The organism is Streptococcus sp. 449_SSPC (genome assembly GCF_001073005.1).
Lineage (GTDB): Bacteria > Bacillota > Bacilli > Lactobacillales > Streptococcaceae > Streptococcus > Streptococcus salivarius_F.
Window position 1 is genome coordinate 132,126 of record NZ_JVGR01000022.1, and the last position, 18,301, is coordinate 150,426.

Consider the following 18,301-nt stretch of genomic DNA (forward strand, 5'->3'; position numbering starts at 1 on the left):
TTGTCTCTACACCAGTCGTTAGGGTAAGCAAGAATTGCCATTCACTTAGCGCTAACAACCACTAATCCTTGCTATTATAACACAGAATGAAGCAACAATCAGACTCTTCCCTCGCCCCTATCTCCTCCAATGTCCTAAGTTCCTCACATAAGCACAAGCACCACAGCAAAGAGCCCTCCTTTATGGACCTGTAAGTAAAAAAAGAGCCAAATCCTCTGATTTAGCTCTACATCTTTATTTAAAAATCAATTCCTGTTTGAAGAGGTAATCACCACTACTTGTAATCAGATTGGCATCACTATACTTCCTAAGAATATCCTTGGCCGAGTGGAGGTTAAGACCTGAGGTCTTCTTCTGGTTTTCTTCCTGCATAATGGCATCAAGGTCAACTTTTTCTTCTCGCGTCCTATTTTCCATAACGAAATGGTAACTTCCATCCTTATCATGTCGATGAAAACTAAAATTGATTTGACTGGCAGGTACCTGCTTACTCTCATCAATCGCATTACTAAAGAAAATAGACACCAGCAAGGTCAAGTCAACCACGTTCATGGTAAACCCTGAAATCTCCTCAGGAATATCACAAGTCACTGGAATATTACTACGTTTAGCCTCCATCATACGAGCCGAAAGAAGACTACGTAAGGGTAAGGACTGAATATTTTCTAGCTTAGGATTATCAACGACACGGAAACGTTCAAACTCCTTGGCACTCTCTCTAAGGACATTCTGGTACACCTGTTCAGCAAGAGCCTCTTCCTGGTCACGTACTTCCTCTGAAAATTGTTCCACAACCGTCTGATAAGACTGTCTGTATTGTAACAACTCATTGTAGAGAAGATCAATCTTTTGGTTGGCCTTGGTCAAACTATTCAAATGCCTCTTTTCCTCCATGGCCAAACTCTCTTCCAAATACTGCCGAGACAGTTGATTAAGATGGGCAATTAGGAAAATGAAAGCCACTGCAGACAAGAGAACCCAGAGCATCCGAAATCTCAATTCTACCTCTGAAGAATAGCCGGGGAACCAACTGTCTAAATTCACACTGAGATAGATTCCCAATAAATAAATGGCCATTGCTATAGCAACTCTTCTAGAAATCTGGAGGTTCTGGAAAGAGTCATCGCTATAGACCTTCCAACGCTTCAAATCCAAGCCCAAGAAACGGTCAAATACAAAATAAAGTGGCAAAATCAAACCGTAAGATAAGAGATAGAAAAGAGCATTTGACCCTACCTCAGCGACAGGGAGATTCAAGAGAAGGGGAATAAAGAAGAGTCCCAATAAACGATAAAGTAAATCTGACGTCACCACTGGAAACAAAGTATGAAAAGCATACTGGGTCACCGACCAGGTCTTCCCTTTAGCAAGAAAGGCCAAAATCATTAGGATAAAGACATCAAAAACCATAATCATGTTAGTAATATTATACTGAATGACTACATCTAACAGGGCTAAGGTCAAGAAGACCGTCCAGGAGATACGAATGTCTGTCATTCGTTTGAAAATGGCACAATTTATCGTCAGCGTTAAAATAAGCTGAATGGCTAGAAAGGCATCTGTATCATAGAGATTTAAAAAATTTATTCCCAAAAACGATTCAAACATCGAATCTCCTTTCTATATTTTTTTTACAAGTCTTTAGTATTCAAATTGCTGTCTATAGATGAACTTATCATTCTTAAAGCTAAGTTTAGACTGAGGGTAACGCTCCATAATATCTTCGAGCTGCTCATTGATTGATAAGTGACTCTCATACGTCTCGTGGGGCGCCTCGGTACTATCTTGCGAAAGGGTTGTCTCTACAGAGAGGACCTGGACCTCACCTCTTTGGTAATAAGACATACGAACTAAACTATTTTCTTGACCATGAGCTCTCAACAAGGCATTGTCCAAGAAGGTCGTTAGAACAGCTGATAAATCCACCACATCGATATGAACTGGGGATATAGGGTCTGGAACCTCCATGATAAAATCAACGCCAACAGCATGAAACTCCATATACTTACTCTCAATGACGGAACGTAACAATTGAGAAAGCAGGTTAGAAATATCTGGCATAACCTTGCTGAAGGGAACCTCTTCATCAGATAGGTTCTGAGTGTCTCCCTCTTGACTAGTAGCCAGAACGGTATTAGCCTTCTTAGGTACGACCACCTTAGGCACTCCATCACGGTATAGCTCCTGATAAAGATGGAGGATATGCCTACTAGATTCCTGTAAGCTCTGGAAATGACGCTCCTGCTCCTCTTTCAACTCCAGAAAAAGTTCATCCTTAATCCACTGGTTGGCATAGGAAACAACGATGAAGAAGGCTCCTGTTGCTAATAGAAGGATTAACTTGGCATAATTGTTAACCACTTCCACAGGCCAGATGCTAGCAAAGTAAGGCATGAAATCATTTAGAAGCCCGTATGAAAGAAAGGCAAAACTAACCCCAATAACAATAGGGGTGAAGTGAATGCGTAAGCGCTCCTTTTCCTCGACCTGCAAATATTCATAACCAATAAAACGGTGAACCAAGAGGTATAGAGGATAGGTAACTACCACACATATAAACTCCGTTAAAGATTCTGGAATACGGCTCATCAAGTCGTCTCCCAAAAGTAAAGGAAAGACGATTAATGACAAGCCTCGTATAATGATATTGGTTGTCCCCCAGGCATAAAAACTATTAAATACCGGCTCTATCCATGGCAAGTCTGGACGTTTGTAATAACTAAAACAAAATAAAATGAGAGGATTAAGTAAAAATTTGAATCCCATAGGAAGAAGGGGAGTCAAAACAACTGATAAAAGGCCACCTAATAAAAGTAGCCACCAAGAAATCTTGACCCTACCAGCTGCATGAAACATCAGATAATTGACAAAGAAAACCAAGAGCATGTCTATAGATACTAGCCAATGAAAATCTTTAAAAACAGCAAGTAGTGATTCAATAATAGAAGTCATTCTTTTCCCCCTCTCCCTTTAATCTGATTTAAGAAACTTCCTCAAAAATCCCCTAGGAAGCCCTTTTTACAACACTACTCATTATATAGCTTTTTGTAAGTTTTCACAATAATTAATTTTCTATTAAGGTCTATAATACCTCTAAGAATCCATTTATTTATAGAAGATAGACTTACTATTAAATTAAAGTTACAAATGTAACATAAAAAGTTGAGACAATTTTATCTCAACTTTTTCATTAAAAACATATTCTTTTAGAAACTTTCTTTAGGTGACTAGGGACCTCTGCGACCTTCTGAGAAATTCCAAGACTTATTTTTAAGCCTAAAGTCTAGTCAGCCTTGTAGTAGAATTGTTTGGCGTCAGATTGTGGTGATGCTGACTGAGTAATCAAAATACGATCTTTAGTATTATCCGAACCGTCCACAAATCCCTGCACTGTCGGAAGTGTGACTCCCTTAGGAATAAAGAGAATACCTGCTCCGGTAATTCCCATCCTTAAACTTGATGTGAGATAGCCATTCTCAAGTTTTCCATTTGTATTTTCAACAACATAATTCTCAGGAGCTGTTAAATTGTCCTTAGAAAAATTCAGACTTAAGCCATTCCCATTCTTCCAAGTCCCTTCGAGGCTTTGGAAGTTATTATCCTTGATAGCATTAACATCCATACCTGTTTGTTCGGTCTTGGTTTCCGTTTTTGATTCTGTCTTAGCCTCTGATGAGCTTGATGATGACTCCGATGTTTGTGAAGAACTTGAAGATTCTGAGCTTTCAGATGTGCCAGCACTAGAGTAATGCTTGAGCAACTCTTGGTAAGCCTCTTGCATGTCATCTGGTGCTACCTTATAGGTCTGAACAGCCTTCTTATCGTAATTACCCTTCCAGTAGTTCGTCACATAATAAACGGTACCGTTGGAGCCTAGAACGATTTGGTAAGAATCCTTATCTTGGTCAACCAAATCCTTATAGAGCTTGTTGTAGCCATTATAATTGCCACCAGTTTTGTCATCAGCTGAAAAGTCCTTAAAGAGGGCTTTTTGTTCAGCAGCATCGTCTTCATACATAGCATGTTTCTTATCCTTCAAGGTATAAAGACGGAAGGATGATGTGGGACTATAGTCTGCGGTCTTACCACTATTGTCATTAATCCCTAAAGCAAAGGAATCAACCGTGTTTTTATAATCCTTGAAATCATAGTTTGAGACTTCCTTGCCATTGATGATACCACTAGGAACACCAGTAATATGTTCATAGCCATCCGCATTGATGAGATTTGCAAGGACGGTAATCGTTTGGCTGCTACCTTTTTCCTTAGGTGCCTTAAATGAAAGGAAGGTTGGACTACCATCATTGACCTTGGTGATGCTGTCAAAGCTACTTTGAACTAAAACAGCATCCTTGGCATAATCAGACTGATAGAGCCATTTCCCAAAGGCTTCTGTGATAGACTTAATGTCCTCAGTCGAATAGTCTGCAATATAAGTGGTTTCCTTATCACCATTGACATCAGTCTTAGTCTTGATATCTGCATTTGGCTTATTTGGATCGTTAGAAGACGATTCTGAGCTTGCATCACTACCTGAGGATGAACTACTTGATTCCAAAATATCCTTAATAATGCTTTTAACTTGGCTACTTGAAGAACTAGACGAAGCCTCGCTAGACTCAACGACTTCAGAACCTCCCTCAACCTGAGTATAGGTGTCTGATTCAGTCATTTCAACCTTCGCATCTCCTCCAGGTACCATACTTGGTGTGATACGGATAGTACCGTCTGAGCTACCGTTAGTTCCAGGCAACTTAAAGCTCAAAGAACGGTCTTCGCCGGATTGGGCATTAGCCTGATAAGTATCCCCGGTCTCCGTATTTTTAACTTCGTATTTGTCTCCCTTGATCTTACGAACTTCAAAACGCACCTTGTTCCCGGTATTCTTATCGACAACGGTTGTGGCATAAACTCTTGAAGACGATGTAAAAGCCGTGCTCTGAGTGTATTTTCCAAGTACCATGAAGACCAAAAAGACAATCAAGGCTAAACCGATAAACTTTTTATGTTTAAACTGTTTCATGAGGTCCTCCTAGATAAATAGATAGCCAACAACATAGCCAAAGAGAGCAATACAAATCAAGAGCAAAATTTCCAAAACTAAAAACCAGCTAAACTTGAGATCACCCAAACCAACCTTAGACAAAACTTGTCTGAATTTAGAATTTTTCTGTCTGCTCAAGCCACTAGAAAGAGCAAAACCAGTCTTAGCAGCTTCTGCGACTTCCTTATCACTTGGCTTGCGACCATGCTGCACTTGGAAGTCAATCAGCCATTCATCATATTGTTGCATTTATTTCTCCTTCTTCTGAAGTGTGACAAAAAAGAGTAGGGCATAAACGAGGCAATGAAGCACCAAGGCCCACCATTGTCCCCAGAATTCGCCTGTAGACCCTTGAAAGGCCTCCAACTGGCTCTTAGGGACAGGAACACGGTACTTAGCCAAGCTAGATGGCAAGTCTGACAAGTCACTAGAAATCCCAAAAAGCTTGTGGCCATAACCAAGATAGATAAACTTTTGTACCCAATCAATGGCTTTGGGCAAAGACAGGATAGTTCCCGACAATGAAAATTGCATGATACCCACAACGACTGCTAGGATAACAGAGGTAATCTCAGATTTGCCAACCAAGGCTGAGATAAAGAGGGCAATAAAATGCGACGCCAAGAAAACCAGGAGTACTGTAATCCCAACTTCCCAACGGTAGGAACCCAAAATATGACCAGCGTCTGGAAATTCCTTGTCAAAGAACTTACTAAAGACAGAGTAAGATAGAATAAAGACAATGGTTTCCAAAACGGCAAAGAAGGCGTGAATCCCCATACTAGCCAAGGCAAAGGCCGAACGACTCAAACCTGAGAAAAAGTCGCGGTTGAGGACCGAGCGTTCCTTAGAAATATAAATGCTGTTTTGAACCACAATCAAGAGACTGGTTGAGAAAAGCAAGAGAAAGAGGGTCATTCGAGTTGTTTCGAAATCTTTCAAAAATCCCTTGTCTTGGATATAGAGAATTAAGCCTTCAAAAGCGACAATGCCCAGAAGAACCTTCACAAAATCCATGTAGTGGTGTTTAAATTTATACCAACTTAATCGTAATGCTGCGTTCATAAATCTCCCTAAATCTTGTAAATACGTGTTGAAGCATTGAGCTCTTGGTAGACATCTGCGATATTCATATCCATATATTTACGAATCATATAAGGATCGCTAGTCTTGTATTCCAAAAGCAACTCTTCATAGGTTCCTGCAAATGTCGGACGTCCCTTAGACAAGAAGATGATCTTGTCAAAAATAGCCAAGTTTTCTGTATTGTGAGTAATAACCACAATAGACTTGTTAGCTGATTTAGCCAAGATTTTCAAGGTACGTAAGAGATTACGATCACTAAGGGCATCCAAACCTGAAGACGGTTCATCAAGAATAAAGTAGGGACTAGGGCTAAGAAGCTCGATACCAATAGAGACACGACGTTTTTGCCCACCAGAAAGCTCTGAGATCTTCTTATTGGCAAATTCCGTCAACCCTAAATCATCCATGATGCCTGCAATGCGATGCTTTTTAGTCAGCTTACCGCTCCCTTTCAGATGGTGGTCCGCATAAAAATCAAAGGTCTCAGATACCTTGAGGTACTCACGTAGGAGATTTTGTTGGGGCACATAGGACCAAGAGCGTGAACCAGCAGTCACAGGTTTACCATTTTCTAAAATACGAAATTGTTGGCAAGTCGGTTTAAGCTGGCCTAGGAGAATCTCTGTTAAAGTTGTTTTCCCTGAACCAGAGGCACCCAAGATACCGACAACTTGACCAGTCTCCATAGTAACATCCAAATCTGTAAAGAGCTGGTTATCATTTCCCTTATATTTGAAACAGATATGTTCAAATGTTAATTGATTGGTTTCCATTAATATCTCCTAAGACATAAGTAACATCAAAGCCACAATTAGAATGGCTCCGATAATAAGAACGATGACATTGATATTGAAGAAGAGAATCAAGCTTAGTAAAATCACAAAGGCGAAGGCGGCAAAGAGGTAATTTTTAAGAGGTGACTCTTTGGTCTGAGTCACCGCAACAGGTTCAAAAGGGATTTCCTTTTTACCTGATACATTGCTAGTATCAGTGGCCGTCCCCTTCTCAACTTCCAAGGCCTTTCTCTGAGCCTGTCTGAGTTTTCGGTCATATTGTAACTTCTCATGGTCTGAGAAAAAGATTGAGCGAATCGTGTAGAGTTCACTGCGTAAACGCTCACCTTCTTTATCCAAGGTACCATTTGTCCAGAGCTCCTCCAGCTCCTCACGTAAAAAGGAAAGGGACACGAAACAATCTTGAGCCGACATCTCTGGAGAGATACGGTTACTGACCTCTCTTAAATAGGGCACTTCCTGTCCTGTCTCTGTATCAATTGCTTTGTAGTAGTCTATCATGAGATGAATTTAGCAAAAATAGCTTGAAGTTCTGACAAATCTTCCTTAACCACTTCTTGGGTTTGGTTGACTTGTGCATTGACTGAAAAGCGTGCCACAACAGTATTGCTTCGAGGATCCGATACTGTCACGGTAACAATTTGTTCTGAGTCAAAGGCATAGGTGACTTGCGCCAAGAGCTCGCCTTTCTGACGAGGTTGTGGCACTTGCCCTTCCACTTGTCCTAAAATCTTCACAGCAAATGGATTTTCATAATTTCCTTCTGTGATACGAAGTTTAAACTTACTCTGTCCATCCACGACCGCAAAGAGATCCTTGGTAACAGCCAAAGGCAAGACCGAGTTACGTGGAACCACGACACTATTATAGTAGTCACCCACAAAGCTGTAGTTCTTATTTGGATTTTTCTTGAAGAGCAGACCGATTCCCTGAGAGGTCACATCCTTAACAACTACTCTATCTGTCTCAGTTGTCTTACCATCCTGGTGTTCAGAGAAGCTAACCTCATTATTGACGATAAGGTCAGCCAAAATAGATGCCCCTTGTGCCACGATAGTGTCTGGATTAAGGTCAAACTTAGGTTCCAAACCACTCATCAGGCGAATCATTTGACGAATCATTGGCATACGTGTTGACCCACCTACAAGGAGAATATGGTCAATCTCTTCCCATTTCAAACCAGATGCTTGAAGGGTAGACTGCACCTTGATTTCAGTATCTTTGAGAAGGTCCAAGGTAATTTCATTGAAAATCGCTTGAGTAATCAAGACACCGTAACCTTGACCATTGACATAGTGCTCATAGAGAGCTTGGTCATTCACAGATAGACTAGTCTTAATCTGCTCAGCCTTATATTGAAGTTGAATTTTTTCCTTCTCGGAAAGGTTAGTCATATTGACCCCTTGTTTTTCCAACTCCTGCATGATGTAGCCCACAAGGCGCTTATCAAAGTCAATCCCACCAAGGCGTGAATTCCCGTCAGTTGCCAAAATATCATAGGCATGATCAGCCACGCGCATGATGGTAACGTCAAAAGTTCCTCCACCAAGGTCGAAGACCAAGACATTTCCTTGAGCATTTTTAGTGTGGGCATAGGCAATGGCCGCAGCTGTAGGCTCATTGATAATACGCAAGACATTAAATCCTGCAATACGACCAGCATTCTTAGTTGCCGCACGTTGATCTGATGTAAAGTAGGCAGGCACTGTGATAACAGCATCCTTGATACCATCTGCTTGACCCATCTCCTGACCAACTACATAAGCGCGTTTACGAAATTCGTTCAAAACCAAGGCAGAAAGAATAATAGAATTGACACGTGTGTGGTCTGGTGTATCACTAGCAATTGGACGCCCAATATCACGTTTAAAATCAAATTTAAAGTTTTCTGTACTTCCGATTTCTGTCCCACGTTCAATGGCTTCCTTACCAAAAGACACATGGTTTTGGCCACTAATATTTGAGAAATAAACCGCTGAACGTAGGACCTGATCGTCATTCGTTCCCATCGGAATAATCTCTGGCACATCTTCACGAACAACAGCCATAACGGAATTCGTTGTTCCTAAATCAATACCAATCGCTTTTTTTCTCATAACAATTTCCCTTCTAGCCTCATTTTGAGTTTACTTGACTATCACTCCTAGCGGGTATCCGCTTAGATTGTCTCCATGCATCGCTGTCACATAAAACTCCAAAAGAGTAAAGTTATTCCAGTCTAGTTTTTTTCACTATACTATATTATCACAAATAAAGAGACTATAAAATAGGAAAAAAGGGAGTGAGACCGAACAACTTTTTAAAAATTGTTCCCTGTCCCACTCCCTTGAGTATTAGTTATTAGTTGATTTGAAAGACTTGATGAACTTAGGAATCCCAGAGCTATTGCCCCCCTAAATTGTCATACTTATAGCAAATTCTCTCCTAACTTAATCAATTGAACTCTCACCAACATAAATAATTTCTAAATTACCCAAGGAAACATCTCCTTTGATATAAAGGTCCTTGCTAGTCAAGTTGCTAGGATTTTCCTCATGCTGTACAGCTGAAAGCGAATTATCCACATTCACATGTACTCGCCAATCACTGGGCACATAGAGGCTAAGACTTCCAAGAGAAACGTCCACATCAAACTGGGCAGATGGCCCCTCAATACGGCAATTATCAAAATAGACGGAAGCCTGTCCTAAACTAACATCTGCACTCCCATGCGTAAATTGCTGGTCATTGAGATACTTGGTCACCGCTGAAAAAGTGACATCAATATCATTTCCTCCATTATTAGCGTCTGAACCAGTTGCACCCAATCCAAAACGATTCTTTGTTTTACTAGAAGAATTGAAGAGAATGTTCAAGCCAATAACTGCAAGAATAGAAGAAAAAATAAGGACTGAATTAGATACTGGAAGAAAATGGAACTGTCCATTGAGTGAGAAAAGAGCCACAATACCATAGGCGAAACCAAGACCAAAATGTCGCTTCAAAAGACTAGAAAGGGATAAGATAGCCAGTAAGACCACCCAGGCCAACATCCAAATACTAATTTCCCATTTTATAAAGTAGTCCTGTACAATTACCAAAGCTGCCAAAAGGATCAAGAGGACCCCAATTAATTTCTTTCTCATTATCTTACCTCATTTCGTTTAGTCGTTCTTTTAAAACTTGATAATAGCGTCTTGATACATGGACCTGCTTGTGGGTCTGATAGAAATTCACCGTACTGGTCCCTGAAAAAGACTTCTCCAAAGAATAAATCTGCTTAGCATTAACAATCGTCGATTTGGAAATCCGACAAAAGGCAATCGGAAGCAACTCTTCCAATTCGTAGAGCTTTTGCTTCACCTCATAGGCCTCATCCTTAGTATGACCATAAATTTTCTCCCCGTCTGTTTCAAAAAAGAGAATATCTGCCAAATCCAGAAAATATTCACTGCGATCCTTGTAAAAGGCTAACGGAACTAACTTTTGCTTTAGAATAGACTCTTGGAGCTGGGCTAATTCCTGTGTTAACCGAGGCGCTCGAATCAAGATTTCAGGCTCATCCATGGATGGGTCTAATTCGATTCTAACTTTCATAAGACTCCTTTCCTGTCCTTTTGATGCTTCCATTATAACAACTGCTTTACACAAAACAAGGCCTTTTGGGTAAGTGGCACGGTTTAGCCCCTAAGAGGTAAAAACAGACAAACAAAAGAACCTGGCAATTACCAGGCTCTCATTTTTAGTGTGGAGGTCTAGCCTCCTATTTGTAATCTGTTCAATGCTAACTAACTGAGCAAGCAACTACTACTTCACAGTATCTTCACGACTCACTTTTTGTGATTCACCAGCCTTACCATTGATACGGTAGTCGCTATAGTTAGAACCACTACTGCTAGAGTCGCTATCGTCACCAACATATTCCACATTACATGACCAAGAGATTTTATCCTTGATATCTCCTGATGACTTGAATTTCGAATCATAACCATAATAGAAATCATAAACTGCTGTGAAGGTCACCTTGAAGGTCTTCTCACCAGTCTGAACGACTTCTGTGACGTCAACGTCTGAGAAAGAAATACTATCAGCAGCACGGTTTTTAGCACCCGTAGTATTTCTATCAATATCAGCCGTTACATCCTTGTACATGGTGTCATCAGTACCATTAAGGAATATGTCGGATACACCATCTGGTGTCGTGTTGTGATTAGAAGCGTAGCTACCAAATTTACCGTAGGCAGCAGTCAAGAGACGATCTGCCGTATCACGATCAAGAACACCATCAGCATCTAGAGTAACCGTTTGACCTTCAGAGATTTTCTTAATAGACAATGTCTCTGTCTTGATAGAGCTACCATCTTCGAAATTCTTCTTGACATAAACGGCTGATGATCCAGCTACTGCTACCTTGTTAACATCTAGTTTCCCTGAGTTAAGGGTTCCAATCTTAGTACCACCCACGTAGAGGTCTCCATCCTTAAGATTAGACTTAACAGTAAAGCTGAGATACTCTACAGAAAGATTGACTTCTGTTTTAGAGGTCACATTTTCCTCAGATGAGACAGTGATATCTTGATCATTGACCTTACCAGAAGCCACAAAATTGTAAGTACCTGGATAGAGATGATTCAATTTAGCCGTGTAGTTATTGCCATCTGTAGTTGCGTAAGAAACCCCGTTAATAGTCACATTCAAATCAGCTGTATTAACGGTCAAATCAACCGTTCCAGGATCTACCACGATTCGCCACTTAGGAAAAATAAGGAACTGACGTCCAACCTTTTGCATACGTTCGCCAGACATGAGTTGGCTCTTGCTATAGGCTTGTGTACTTTTAGTGTCTGTGTACTTGACTTCGGATGTTTTAATCTCTTTTTTAGTATCAGACCATACTTGGTACTCCAAGCTATCTTTAAAGCTCTTCTTGGCTGCTGCTTCATAACGTTCTGCTACTTGACCACGTGAGTAGTAGTAAGAACCAAAGCCGTAACCAGCAAGTGCTAAGACTGCTGCAACAACACCAGCAATAATCAGGATTTTCTTCCCTTTAGCCATAGCTGGCTTGGCTGGTTTCGCAGCCTTACCATCTGAGATAAACTGATGGATGGTTGATACATCATAACCTGAAGACTTACCAAGTAGGAATTCCTCAGGAAGAGGCTGACGTCCAACATAGGTTTTAAAAGCCTTCATCCAGATAGCTTGTGCTTCTTTAGAAGCGGCCTCTGAATTCTCTTCAGTTTGACCTTGATCTGCTTGAGATACTGGTGAAAGCTCCTCAGTTTCTAAAGGAGTCGTTTCCTCTTCATCACCAAGCGGTAAATCTTCAAACACTTCCTCGGCAACGTCATACTCATCAACTTCTTCTGTTGGTTCAGAAGGAGTGGTCTCTTGGTCCAAGCCCATTGCCGCAATGCCTTTTATAGCCTTTAAGTCAAAGTCTGCTTTCTGGCCTTCTTCAATCTCCAAAGCATGGGGCGGACGACCAACTGCCTTTTCAAATAAATCAATCCACTTTTCTTTTGTTGCCATAAAGACTCCTATAAACTTGCTTTTTCAAAAATCGTTAGAGGTTTACTTAGAATAGAAGACCTACTGTAAATGATGACATGATAGCAAATACGATTGCAAACAAGATTGACAAAATCACACCATTCAAAAGTGCTGCCAAAATCATTTGATAGAACTTATCAGCCTTCCACGCTGTTGTTACAGGAACAATTGTAAATAGATTAGCAATTGCAAATAAGAAGTAAACAACATAGAACAAGAATCCTGGGAAGGCAACAAGTCCAATAGCTCCCAACAAGATTGTTACAAGCAAGATTGGCAAGGCTAATGACGTCAAACGACCAAAACGATCAAAGCTATTCAAGAAAGTAGTCTCAGGGTCACGGAAGATGGCCTTACGTGTCACAAATCCTGCCAAGATAAAAGCAAAGATAAAGAGGAAGGCAGCTAGGATACTTGCGAAGAAGGCTCCAAAACCAATGCTAGATGTATGACTTGAAATTGAAGATGAGTAACTATCTGTTCCATAAGAACCAAACATACTAGACAATGCATTTGTTGTTGATACAACTGGGCTAATAAATTTACGTGCCACAGCGCTCAAAATTGCAAAGAAGGCAAGTCCAGTGAAGAGTGACAAGAAGATATAATTAAGCCAACCATTGTGCTTACCATAGTCTGTCATATCAGCTGGACGACGCCATGCATTAAGCAACCATGTCCAGTAGTTTTTGAAAGTTGTCGCAAATGCTGATGGTTGCGCTGGAACAACTACGGCTTGGCCATTGATAAATTGAACATTTTGACCTGGTTGAAGCGGTTGACCGTTAGCAAAAGCTGTTTGATGACCAGCTTGAGCATTCACAAAACCAGCTTGTGGTTGCGCTGCTTGATTTGGCACTCCTTGTACTGGAGCAGTTTGAGCCCCTGCAAAGCTTGGTTGTGCTTGAGCAGCCTGAGCATTTGCAAAAGGAGTTTGCGATTGTGCTTCTTGTGCACCAGCGAAAGTCGGTTGTTGTTGCGCCTCTTGTGCACCAGCGAAAGTCGGTTGTTGTTGCGCCTCTTGTGCACCAGCGAAAGTTGGCTGTGGCTGCGCCTCTTGTGCTGGTGTTTCTTGGGCACTAGCGAAAGCTGGTTGCGCTGGCGCTTCTTGTACTGGAGCATTTTCTACTGCTGGGGCGTCATCTTGGAACTCACCAGCTGCAAGTGCTGCTGCAATTTCTTCTTCAGTCGCTGAACGACCATTGATAGCTTCAAAAAAATCTAACCAATCTGCTTTAGTCATAATAATCTCCTTAAAAATACATAGAATGAATTTATTCTATCACAAATAAAGCCATTAATAAATGTCATTTTTATTAGAAAAAGGTTCGGAGCAAACTGTCCAAACCTTTATAACTTCTTATTTACTTCTTTGTAGAGATTTTTGAATCTGACGATCTAGCTCACGTTTAATGTGTGGTTCTGGTGCAAATCGCGCTTCCCAATCACTTGGTTTAAGAATTTTGTGAGACACAGGATCAAAGTGAGCTTTGCCATCTGGGAAAATTTTACCCATATTAGCCTCATGAACCGTATCAAAGAAAGGCTTAGGATCCACACCCATAAGGACAAATGAACCATAGGTCAAATAAAGCAAATCAGTCAAAGCATCCACCTGACCAACCATAGTTGATTCTGAGTGCTCTTTAGAACTAACTTTGAGTGCTGCCTTGTCAAGAGCAGCATGCAAATCCAGAACAGCCTGACCAAAGACACGCTTGTCCCCACCTGATGAAGCATAGAGGAATTCGACAATTTCTTCCAACTTGAAGTCCGAACGGTGACTAGCTTCCTCAATACCGTAAACACGAGGCATATCGGTAGTTGAGCCATCCATCAAATGGTGGAAATCCTTAACCTTGTTGAAGTTGTCATCATCACTGGTAAATGAATTCTCTGTTTCAAAGTGAATCAAACCATAGTGTGACAAGGCTTTGGCAATCCCATTCTGGTTATTAGTATCAGTGACATGGGTAGCCTGATCTTTCAGTTCATCCTCACCATTTCCCATGGCAACACCAATACCAACACCAGATAGCATTTCTAGGTCATTTTCCGAATCTCCGAAGGCCATAACCTCGCTGAGTTCGAAACCAAAAACCTCACCTAGATGGGCAATTCCTTTAAGTTTAGACTGTCCAGCTGAAATGATATCAGCTGAATAAGGGCTCGAACGTGTAATCTTCACGTGTGGAAATTTTTCCTCGATAGCCTGGGTTTCACCCACTGTCGCTACCATAACCACCTGATAAACTGGCTCGCGCATGATTGTTTTGAGGGTCTCCATGCTTTGTGGCTTGAAACGACGAATTAAGGATTTGAAACTACGTTCCACCATCTTAGCCCAAGACTTTGGTACAATACGGCTTACCATTTGCCCAAACTTGCTAGTCCCCATACTGATGATATTGGAACCAACCAGTCCTGTGCTAGTCCCCAGAGAAATCTCTCTACGGTGCTTGGTAGCATAGCGGATCAAGTTGTAGATAGTTGATTTAGGGAGCTGGTTTTGATAGAGAACCTTATCGTGGGTCAAGATATACTGACCATTATAAGTCACTGCAAAATCCAGACCCAGATTGTCCATGAAAGGCTGAACAAATCCTGGACCACGACCAGTTGCCAAACCAACCAAGATACCATCATCCTTCATTTGACTGATGGCTTTTTTGGTTGAACTCGATACGCGCTTTCGGTCATTTAAAAAAGTCCCATCAATATCAAAAAAGACTGCTTTAATCGCCACAGAGCTCCCCTCCTTCTAACATTTTATGCTAAAATAAATTATAACATAAATATGATAGTGAGTAATATAAATGACAAAAAAAATCCTAGTCCTTCACACTGGAGGAACAATTTCCATGTCAGCGGATAATGATGGCAAGGTCAGTCAAAACGCTGATAATCCCATGAACCATGTGGGGCTTGATTTAGACAATTTAGAACTAACCGTTCTCGATTTTCTTAATATCCCTAGCCCACATATCACACCCTACCACATGCTGGATATTTACAAAAAAATCAAGGAAACAGCTGGGCAATATGATGGTGTGGTCATCACCCACGGAACAGATACTCTGGAAGAGACAGCCTACTTCCTAGACACCATGGCCGTCCCTGAGATTCCAATCGTCCTAACTGGTGCCATGCGTTCGTCGAACGAACTAGGAAGCGACGGAGTCTATAACTATCTCTCAGCCCTACGTGTTGCTAGCGACGACAAGGCCGCTGACAAAGGAATCCTGGTCGTTATGAATGATGAAATCCATGCAGCCAAGTATGTGACTAAGACCCATACCACAAACGTGGCAACCTTCCACACACCAACCCACGGTCCACTAGGAATCATCATGAAGCATGACATCCTCTGGTTCAAAACTGCAGAGCCTCGGGTTCGTTTTGACTTGGAACAAATCACAGGAACAGTACCAATCATCAAGGCCTATGCTGGGATGGGTATCGGAGATGGAATCATCAGTCTCCTAGACCCTGAAAAGATTGATGGCGTGGTTATCGAGGCACTAGGTGCTGGAAACCTCCCACCATTGGCTGCAAGAGAAATCACAAATCTTATGGAAAAAGGAGTCCCTGTTGTGCTCGTTTCCCGCTGCTTCAACGGTATCGCCGAACCTGTCTACGCCTATGAAGGCGGGGGAGTCAAACTCCAAGAAGCTGGCGTTATGTTTGTTAAAGAACTCAACGCACCAAAGGCTCGCCTCAAACTCCTCATCGCACTCAGTGCGGGACTCAAAGACCAAGAATTGAAAGACTATATCGAGGGATAAGACATGAAACTTAGTATTGAAGCAACCGATAAATTGGAAAATAAAGATTTCCACTATGAGCTGACAGTCTCAAAAACACATATCGCCATGGTCTGTGGCACCGTGCTAGCCAGTCTAGCCCTGGTCGCATGGTTGAAGAAAAAATAAAAAGCTTGAAGCATGATCACTAGAGAAGTGACTGAACTGCTTCAGGCTTTTAATTTTATTCATCTGGTCTATATTCAAGAATATCTCCTGGTTGGCAATCTAGCTCCTTACAAATAGCATCCAGTGTTGTAAAACGGATTGCCTTGGCCTTGCCTGTCTTAAGAACTGAAAGGTTGGCTGGGGTAATACCAATACGTTCTGCTAGCTCACCCGAGCGCATCTTCTTCTTGGCAAGTTCAACGTCCAAATTGACAATAATCATAAGCCCCTCCTAAATCGTGTACTCATTTTCCTCAGCAATGGCATTAGCCTTAGTCAAAATCATAGCAACAGCATAGAGAACAAAGCTAACTAGCAAATAACTGATATTAAAGAAACTATAACTCTGGTTGCCTGTCCCAAATGTAAAAATACCATTATTGATAAAGGCCCCAAGAACGAGCAAATGCGCTGACCAACGAACTAACTTAGCATTTTTAGCGATGAAAATATCAGAACGATAAAGATTAATCAGAAAGGCACGTAGACACAACAAGAAGCCAATGTTGACTGCCAAACGAAGGAAATCAATGATTGCTGCAAAAAGTGTCAAACTTGGACCATTACTTTTCACAGTAACACCCGAACCAAGAAGCATCCGCAAGCCTTGTTGCAATAGTCCTTCATGACCAGTCAGAATAAAGGCATCATTAAGAATGGTAATCACAAGACTTAAAAATCCCGCAAAGAGGAGGACATTTACGAAAAGAAGGCCACTACGCAAACGCTTTTGTTCTTGTGTCTCCTGACGATTCTTAGCACTTTTGGCGGATCTCCAACCATAATAACTAGAGCCAGCCAAGGCTAGGACGATTAAAAAATAGAATAAGATAGTTGTCATGCGTTACCTCGATTGTAAATTCAATTGATTTCTCTGATGATAGACTAGAAAAGCCAAGGTGCTTCTAGAAGCCCTTGACCTCATACCAAATCAGTAGCTAGCTATTAACAGTATCAATTATATCGAATATCAATATAAAATACTAGTTTATAGATAAGATTTTACTACTTTGCAAATAAGATTTATTAAATTATTTAGCAGCTGTTTGTCCCTTACGAAGACGGACAGCATCACAAGCTAGAGAGACCAAGAGGAGCCAGACTGATGTGCTGAAGTCCACTACAAGGTGATTAGTCGTTCCCAACTGCAGGAAGATATTCAAGGCTGATGGCACAAAGGTTAGAAGAGCAGCCTTTTTCAAGAAGAGAGAAAAATCTTCTGTCCAAAATGCCTTCCAAGTAAAGTCTTTAAGCTCTTTACGAAGGAGACAAAGCAAGGCAAGATAGAAGGCGAATTGTAACTCTGAGACTAGCCAGTAACCCCATCCAGAAAGGTAATGAACCTCAGCACCTGGAAAAAGATTAGTCACATCCACAAAAGGAAGGATAAGTAAAGCAAGCATTGCAAGACCGTAGATTGCCATAAGAAGAATAAGAACAGCGTTGATGATTGATTTAAGTGTTTTCATGATAAGTATTTCCTTTATTAAATAGTTTTTGGTATATAATTTCTCTTTTTCGCGAATAAGATTATCTTTATCGAAAACTTATTATCGTTTATCGATAATTATATATTACACTCTTTATTTCTCCTTGTCAACACATTTTTATCGTTTTTCGATATTTTTTATCTAAAATTCAAAAAATAAAAACCAGCCAAGAAAATCTCAACTGGTTAGCTTACTTATTTTAATCTCCTAGACTGGTCATGGTTCCGTCTAGACTTTTTATGAGTTTAAGAAGAGGGATTCTACGTTATGAAAAAAAGGAAAAAGGGATTTTGGAAAATGAAGGATGAAAGTTGTAGAATATGGGTAAATTGAGCCTCTTCCTAGCATCAATACTAGTTTTGATAAACCTTAAAGTCTTGA

The 18,301-nt window shown here is 40.9% G+C and carries 18 protein-coding genes; 2 read left to right on the forward strand and 16 right to left on the reverse strand.

Features of this window, described 5'->3' with window-relative positions:
* Positions 1–234: 234 nt before the first annotated feature.
* The 13 genes from ADH51_RS04950 to ADH51_RS05010 form a co-directional block, all read right to left on the reverse strand.
* The gene (locus ADH51_RS04950) at positions 235–1,608 is read right to left on the reverse strand and encodes a GHKL domain-containing protein (protein WP_048674893.1); all 1,374 of its coding nucleotides are present in this window, start codon (positions 1,606–1,608) and stop codon (positions 235–237) included.
* Positions 1,609–1,641: 33 nt separating this feature from the next.
* Entirely contained in the window at positions 1,642–2,952 is a 1,311-nt protein-coding gene (locus ADH51_RS04955; RefSeq protein ID WP_048674895.1) for a hypothetical protein, read from the reverse strand.
* 331 nt (positions 2,953–3,283) lie between these two features.
* A complete protein-coding gene (locus ADH51_RS04960) occupies positions 3,284–5,023 on the reverse strand; it encodes a DUF6287 domain-containing protein (protein WP_048674898.1) in 1,740 nt (579 codons plus the stop codon).
* 9 nt (positions 5,024–5,032) lie between these two features.
* Positions 5,033–5,293 carry a hypothetical protein gene (locus ADH51_RS04965; protein ID WP_002884593.1) on the reverse strand — a complete coding sequence of 87 codons (261 nt, stop codon included), beginning with the start codon at positions 5,291–5,293 and terminating at the stop codon, positions 5,033–5,035.
* The gene (locus ADH51_RS04970; RefSeq protein WP_048674900.1) at positions 5,294–6,109 is read right to left on the reverse strand and encodes an ABC transporter permease; all 816 of its coding nucleotides are present in this window, start codon (positions 6,107–6,109) and stop codon (positions 5,294–5,296) included.
* Between the two features lie 8 nt (positions 6,110–6,117).
* Positions 6,118–6,903: an ATP-binding cassette domain-containing protein gene (locus ADH51_RS04975; protein WP_002891779.1), complete on the reverse strand. Its 786-nt coding sequence runs from the start codon at positions 6,901–6,903 to the stop codon at positions 6,118–6,120.
* Positions 6,904–6,912: 9 nt separating this feature from the next.
* Positions 6,913–7,425, reverse strand: a complete 513-nt coding sequence (locus ADH51_RS04980; RefSeq protein ID WP_048674902.1) for a hypothetical protein — start codon at positions 7,423–7,425, stop codon at positions 6,913–6,915.
* On the reverse strand, positions 7,422–9,020 hold the full coding sequence (locus ADH51_RS04985) for an Hsp70 family protein (protein WP_022495864.1): 1,599 nt from the start codon (positions 9,018–9,020) through the stop codon (positions 7,422–7,424). Before ADH51_RS04985 ends, ADH51_RS04980 begins: the two co-directional genes overlap by 4 nt.
* 333 nt (positions 9,021–9,353) lie before the next feature.
* Positions 9,354–10,049 carry a hypothetical protein gene (locus ADH51_RS04990; RefSeq protein ID WP_048674903.1) on the reverse strand — a complete coding sequence of 232 codons (696 nt, stop codon included), beginning with the start codon at positions 10,047–10,049 and terminating at the stop codon, positions 9,354–9,356.
* A gap of 4 nt (positions 10,050–10,053) precedes the next feature.
* Positions 10,054–10,500, reverse strand: coding sequence for a LytTR family DNA-binding domain-containing protein (locus tag ADH51_RS04995; RefSeq protein WP_004183428.1), 447 nt, complete (start codon positions 10,498–10,500; stop codon positions 10,054–10,056).
* 210 nt (positions 10,501–10,710) lie between these two features.
* Positions 10,711–12,438, reverse strand: a complete 1,728-nt coding sequence (locus tag ADH51_RS05000; RefSeq protein WP_048674905.1) for a zinc ribbon domain-containing protein — start codon at positions 12,436–12,438, stop codon at positions 10,711–10,713.
* Positions 12,439–12,484: 46 nt separating this feature from the next.
* Positions 12,485–13,702, reverse strand: a complete 1,218-nt coding sequence (locus tag ADH51_RS05005) for a DUF6574 domain-containing protein (RefSeq protein ID WP_048674912.1) — start codon at positions 13,700–13,702, stop codon at positions 12,485–12,487.
* 117 nt (positions 13,703–13,819) lie between these two features.
* Positions 13,820–15,205, reverse strand: a complete 1,386-nt coding sequence (locus ADH51_RS05010; RefSeq protein WP_048674915.1) for a Cof-type HAD-IIB family hydrolase — start codon at positions 15,203–15,205, stop codon at positions 13,820–13,822.
* Between the two features lie 70 nt (positions 15,206–15,275).
* Here ADH51_RS05010 and ADH51_RS05015 point away from each other — a divergent pair, with 70 nt between their 5' ends.
* Positions 15,276–16,244 carry an asparaginase gene (locus ADH51_RS05015; protein WP_037602584.1) on the forward strand — a complete coding sequence of 323 codons (969 nt, stop codon included), beginning with the start codon at positions 15,276–15,278 and terminating at the stop codon, positions 16,242–16,244.
* Positions 16,245–16,247: 3 nt separating this feature from the next.
* Positions 16,248–16,391: a hypothetical protein gene (locus ADH51_RS10105; RefSeq protein ID WP_013991161.1), complete on the forward strand. Its 144-nt coding sequence runs from the start codon at positions 16,248–16,250 to the stop codon at positions 16,389–16,391.
* Between the two features lie 55 nt (positions 16,392–16,446).
* On the opposite strand, the gene ADH51_RS05020 is transcribed toward ADH51_RS10105, so the two are convergent.
* The 3 genes from ADH51_RS05020 to ADH51_RS05030 form a co-directional block, all read right to left on the reverse strand.
* The gene (locus ADH51_RS05020; RefSeq protein WP_048674918.1) at positions 16,447–16,653 is read right to left on the reverse strand and encodes a helix-turn-helix domain-containing protein; all 207 of its coding nucleotides are present in this window, start codon (positions 16,651–16,653) and stop codon (positions 16,447–16,449) included.
* A 9-nt stretch (positions 16,654–16,662) separates the two neighbouring features.
* Complete coding sequence (locus ADH51_RS05025; RefSeq protein WP_048674921.1) at positions 16,663–17,271, reverse strand: DUF2975 domain-containing protein; 609 nt, start codon at positions 17,269–17,271, stop codon at positions 16,663–16,665.
* A gap of 190 nt (positions 17,272–17,461) precedes the next feature.
* A complete protein-coding gene (locus tag ADH51_RS05030) occupies positions 17,462–17,899 on the reverse strand; it encodes a hypothetical protein (protein WP_048674924.1) in 438 nt (145 codons plus the stop codon).
* Between the last annotated feature and the right edge of the window lie 402 nt (positions 17,900–18,301).

What these genes read in the sequence shown, in the direction of transcription:
- ADH51_RS04990 (WP_048674903.1), bottom strand. Translation starts at nt 10,049, where the DNA reads ATGAGAAAGAAATTAATTGGGGTCCTCTTGATCCTTTTGGCAGCTTTG.
- ADH51_RS05030 (WP_048674924.1), bottom strand. Translation starts at nt 17,899, where the DNA reads ATGAAAACACTTAAATCAATCATCAACGCTGTTCTTATTCTTCTTATG.
- ADH51_RS05000 (WP_048674905.1), bottom strand. Translation starts at nt 12,438, where the DNA reads ATGGCAACAAAAGAAAAGTGGATTGATTTATTTGAAAAGGCAGTTGGT.
- ADH51_RS04985 (WP_022495864.1), bottom strand. Translation starts at nt 9,020, where the DNA reads ATGAGAAAAAAAGCGATTGGTATTGATTTAGGAACAACGAATTCCGTT.
- ADH51_RS05015 (WP_037602584.1), top strand. Translation starts at nt 15,276, where the DNA reads ATGACAAAAAAAATCCTAGTCCTTCACACTGGAGGAACAATTTCCATG.
- ADH51_RS04995 (WP_004183428.1), bottom strand. Translation starts at nt 10,500, where the DNA reads ATGAAAGTTAGAATCGAATTAGACCCATCCATGGATGAGCCTGAAATC.
- ADH51_RS04980 (WP_048674902.1), bottom strand. Translation starts at nt 7,425, where the DNA reads ATGATAGACTACTACAAAGCAATTGATACAGAGACAGGACAGGAAGTG.
- ADH51_RS04950 (WP_048674893.1), bottom strand. Translation starts at nt 1,608, where the DNA reads ATGTTTGAATCGTTTTTGGGAATAAATTTTTTAAATCTCTATGATACA.
- ADH51_RS05005 (WP_048674912.1), bottom strand. Translation starts at nt 13,702, where the DNA reads ATGACTAAAGCAGATTGGTTAGATTTTTTTGAAGCTATCAATGGTCGT.
- ADH51_RS10105 (WP_013991161.1), top strand. Translation starts at nt 16,248, where the DNA reads ATGAAACTTAGTATTGAAGCAACCGATAAATTGGAAAATAAAGATTTC.
- ADH51_RS04960 (WP_048674898.1), bottom strand. Translation starts at nt 5,023, where the DNA reads ATGAAACAGTTTAAACATAAAAAGTTTATCGGTTTAGCCTTGATTGTC.
- ADH51_RS05025 (WP_048674921.1), bottom strand. Translation starts at nt 17,271, where the DNA reads ATGACAACTATCTTATTCTATTTTTTAATCGTCCTAGCCTTGGCTGGC.
- ADH51_RS04975 (WP_002891779.1), bottom strand. Translation starts at nt 6,903, where the DNA reads ATGGAAACCAATCAATTAACATTTGAACATATCTGTTTCAAATATAAG.
- ADH51_RS05020 (WP_048674918.1), bottom strand. Translation starts at nt 16,653, where the DNA reads ATGATTATTGTCAATTTGGACGTTGAACTTGCCAAGAAGAAGATGCGC.
- ADH51_RS04955 (WP_048674895.1), bottom strand. Translation starts at nt 2,952, where the DNA reads ATGACTTCTATTATTGAATCACTACTTGCTGTTTTTAAAGATTTTCAT.
- ADH51_RS04970 (WP_048674900.1), bottom strand. Translation starts at nt 6,109, where the DNA reads ATGAACGCAGCATTACGATTAAGTTGGTATAAATTTAAACACCACTAC.
- ADH51_RS04965 (WP_002884593.1), bottom strand. Translation starts at nt 5,293, where the DNA reads ATGCAACAATATGATGAATGGCTGATTGACTTCCAAGTGCAGCATGGT.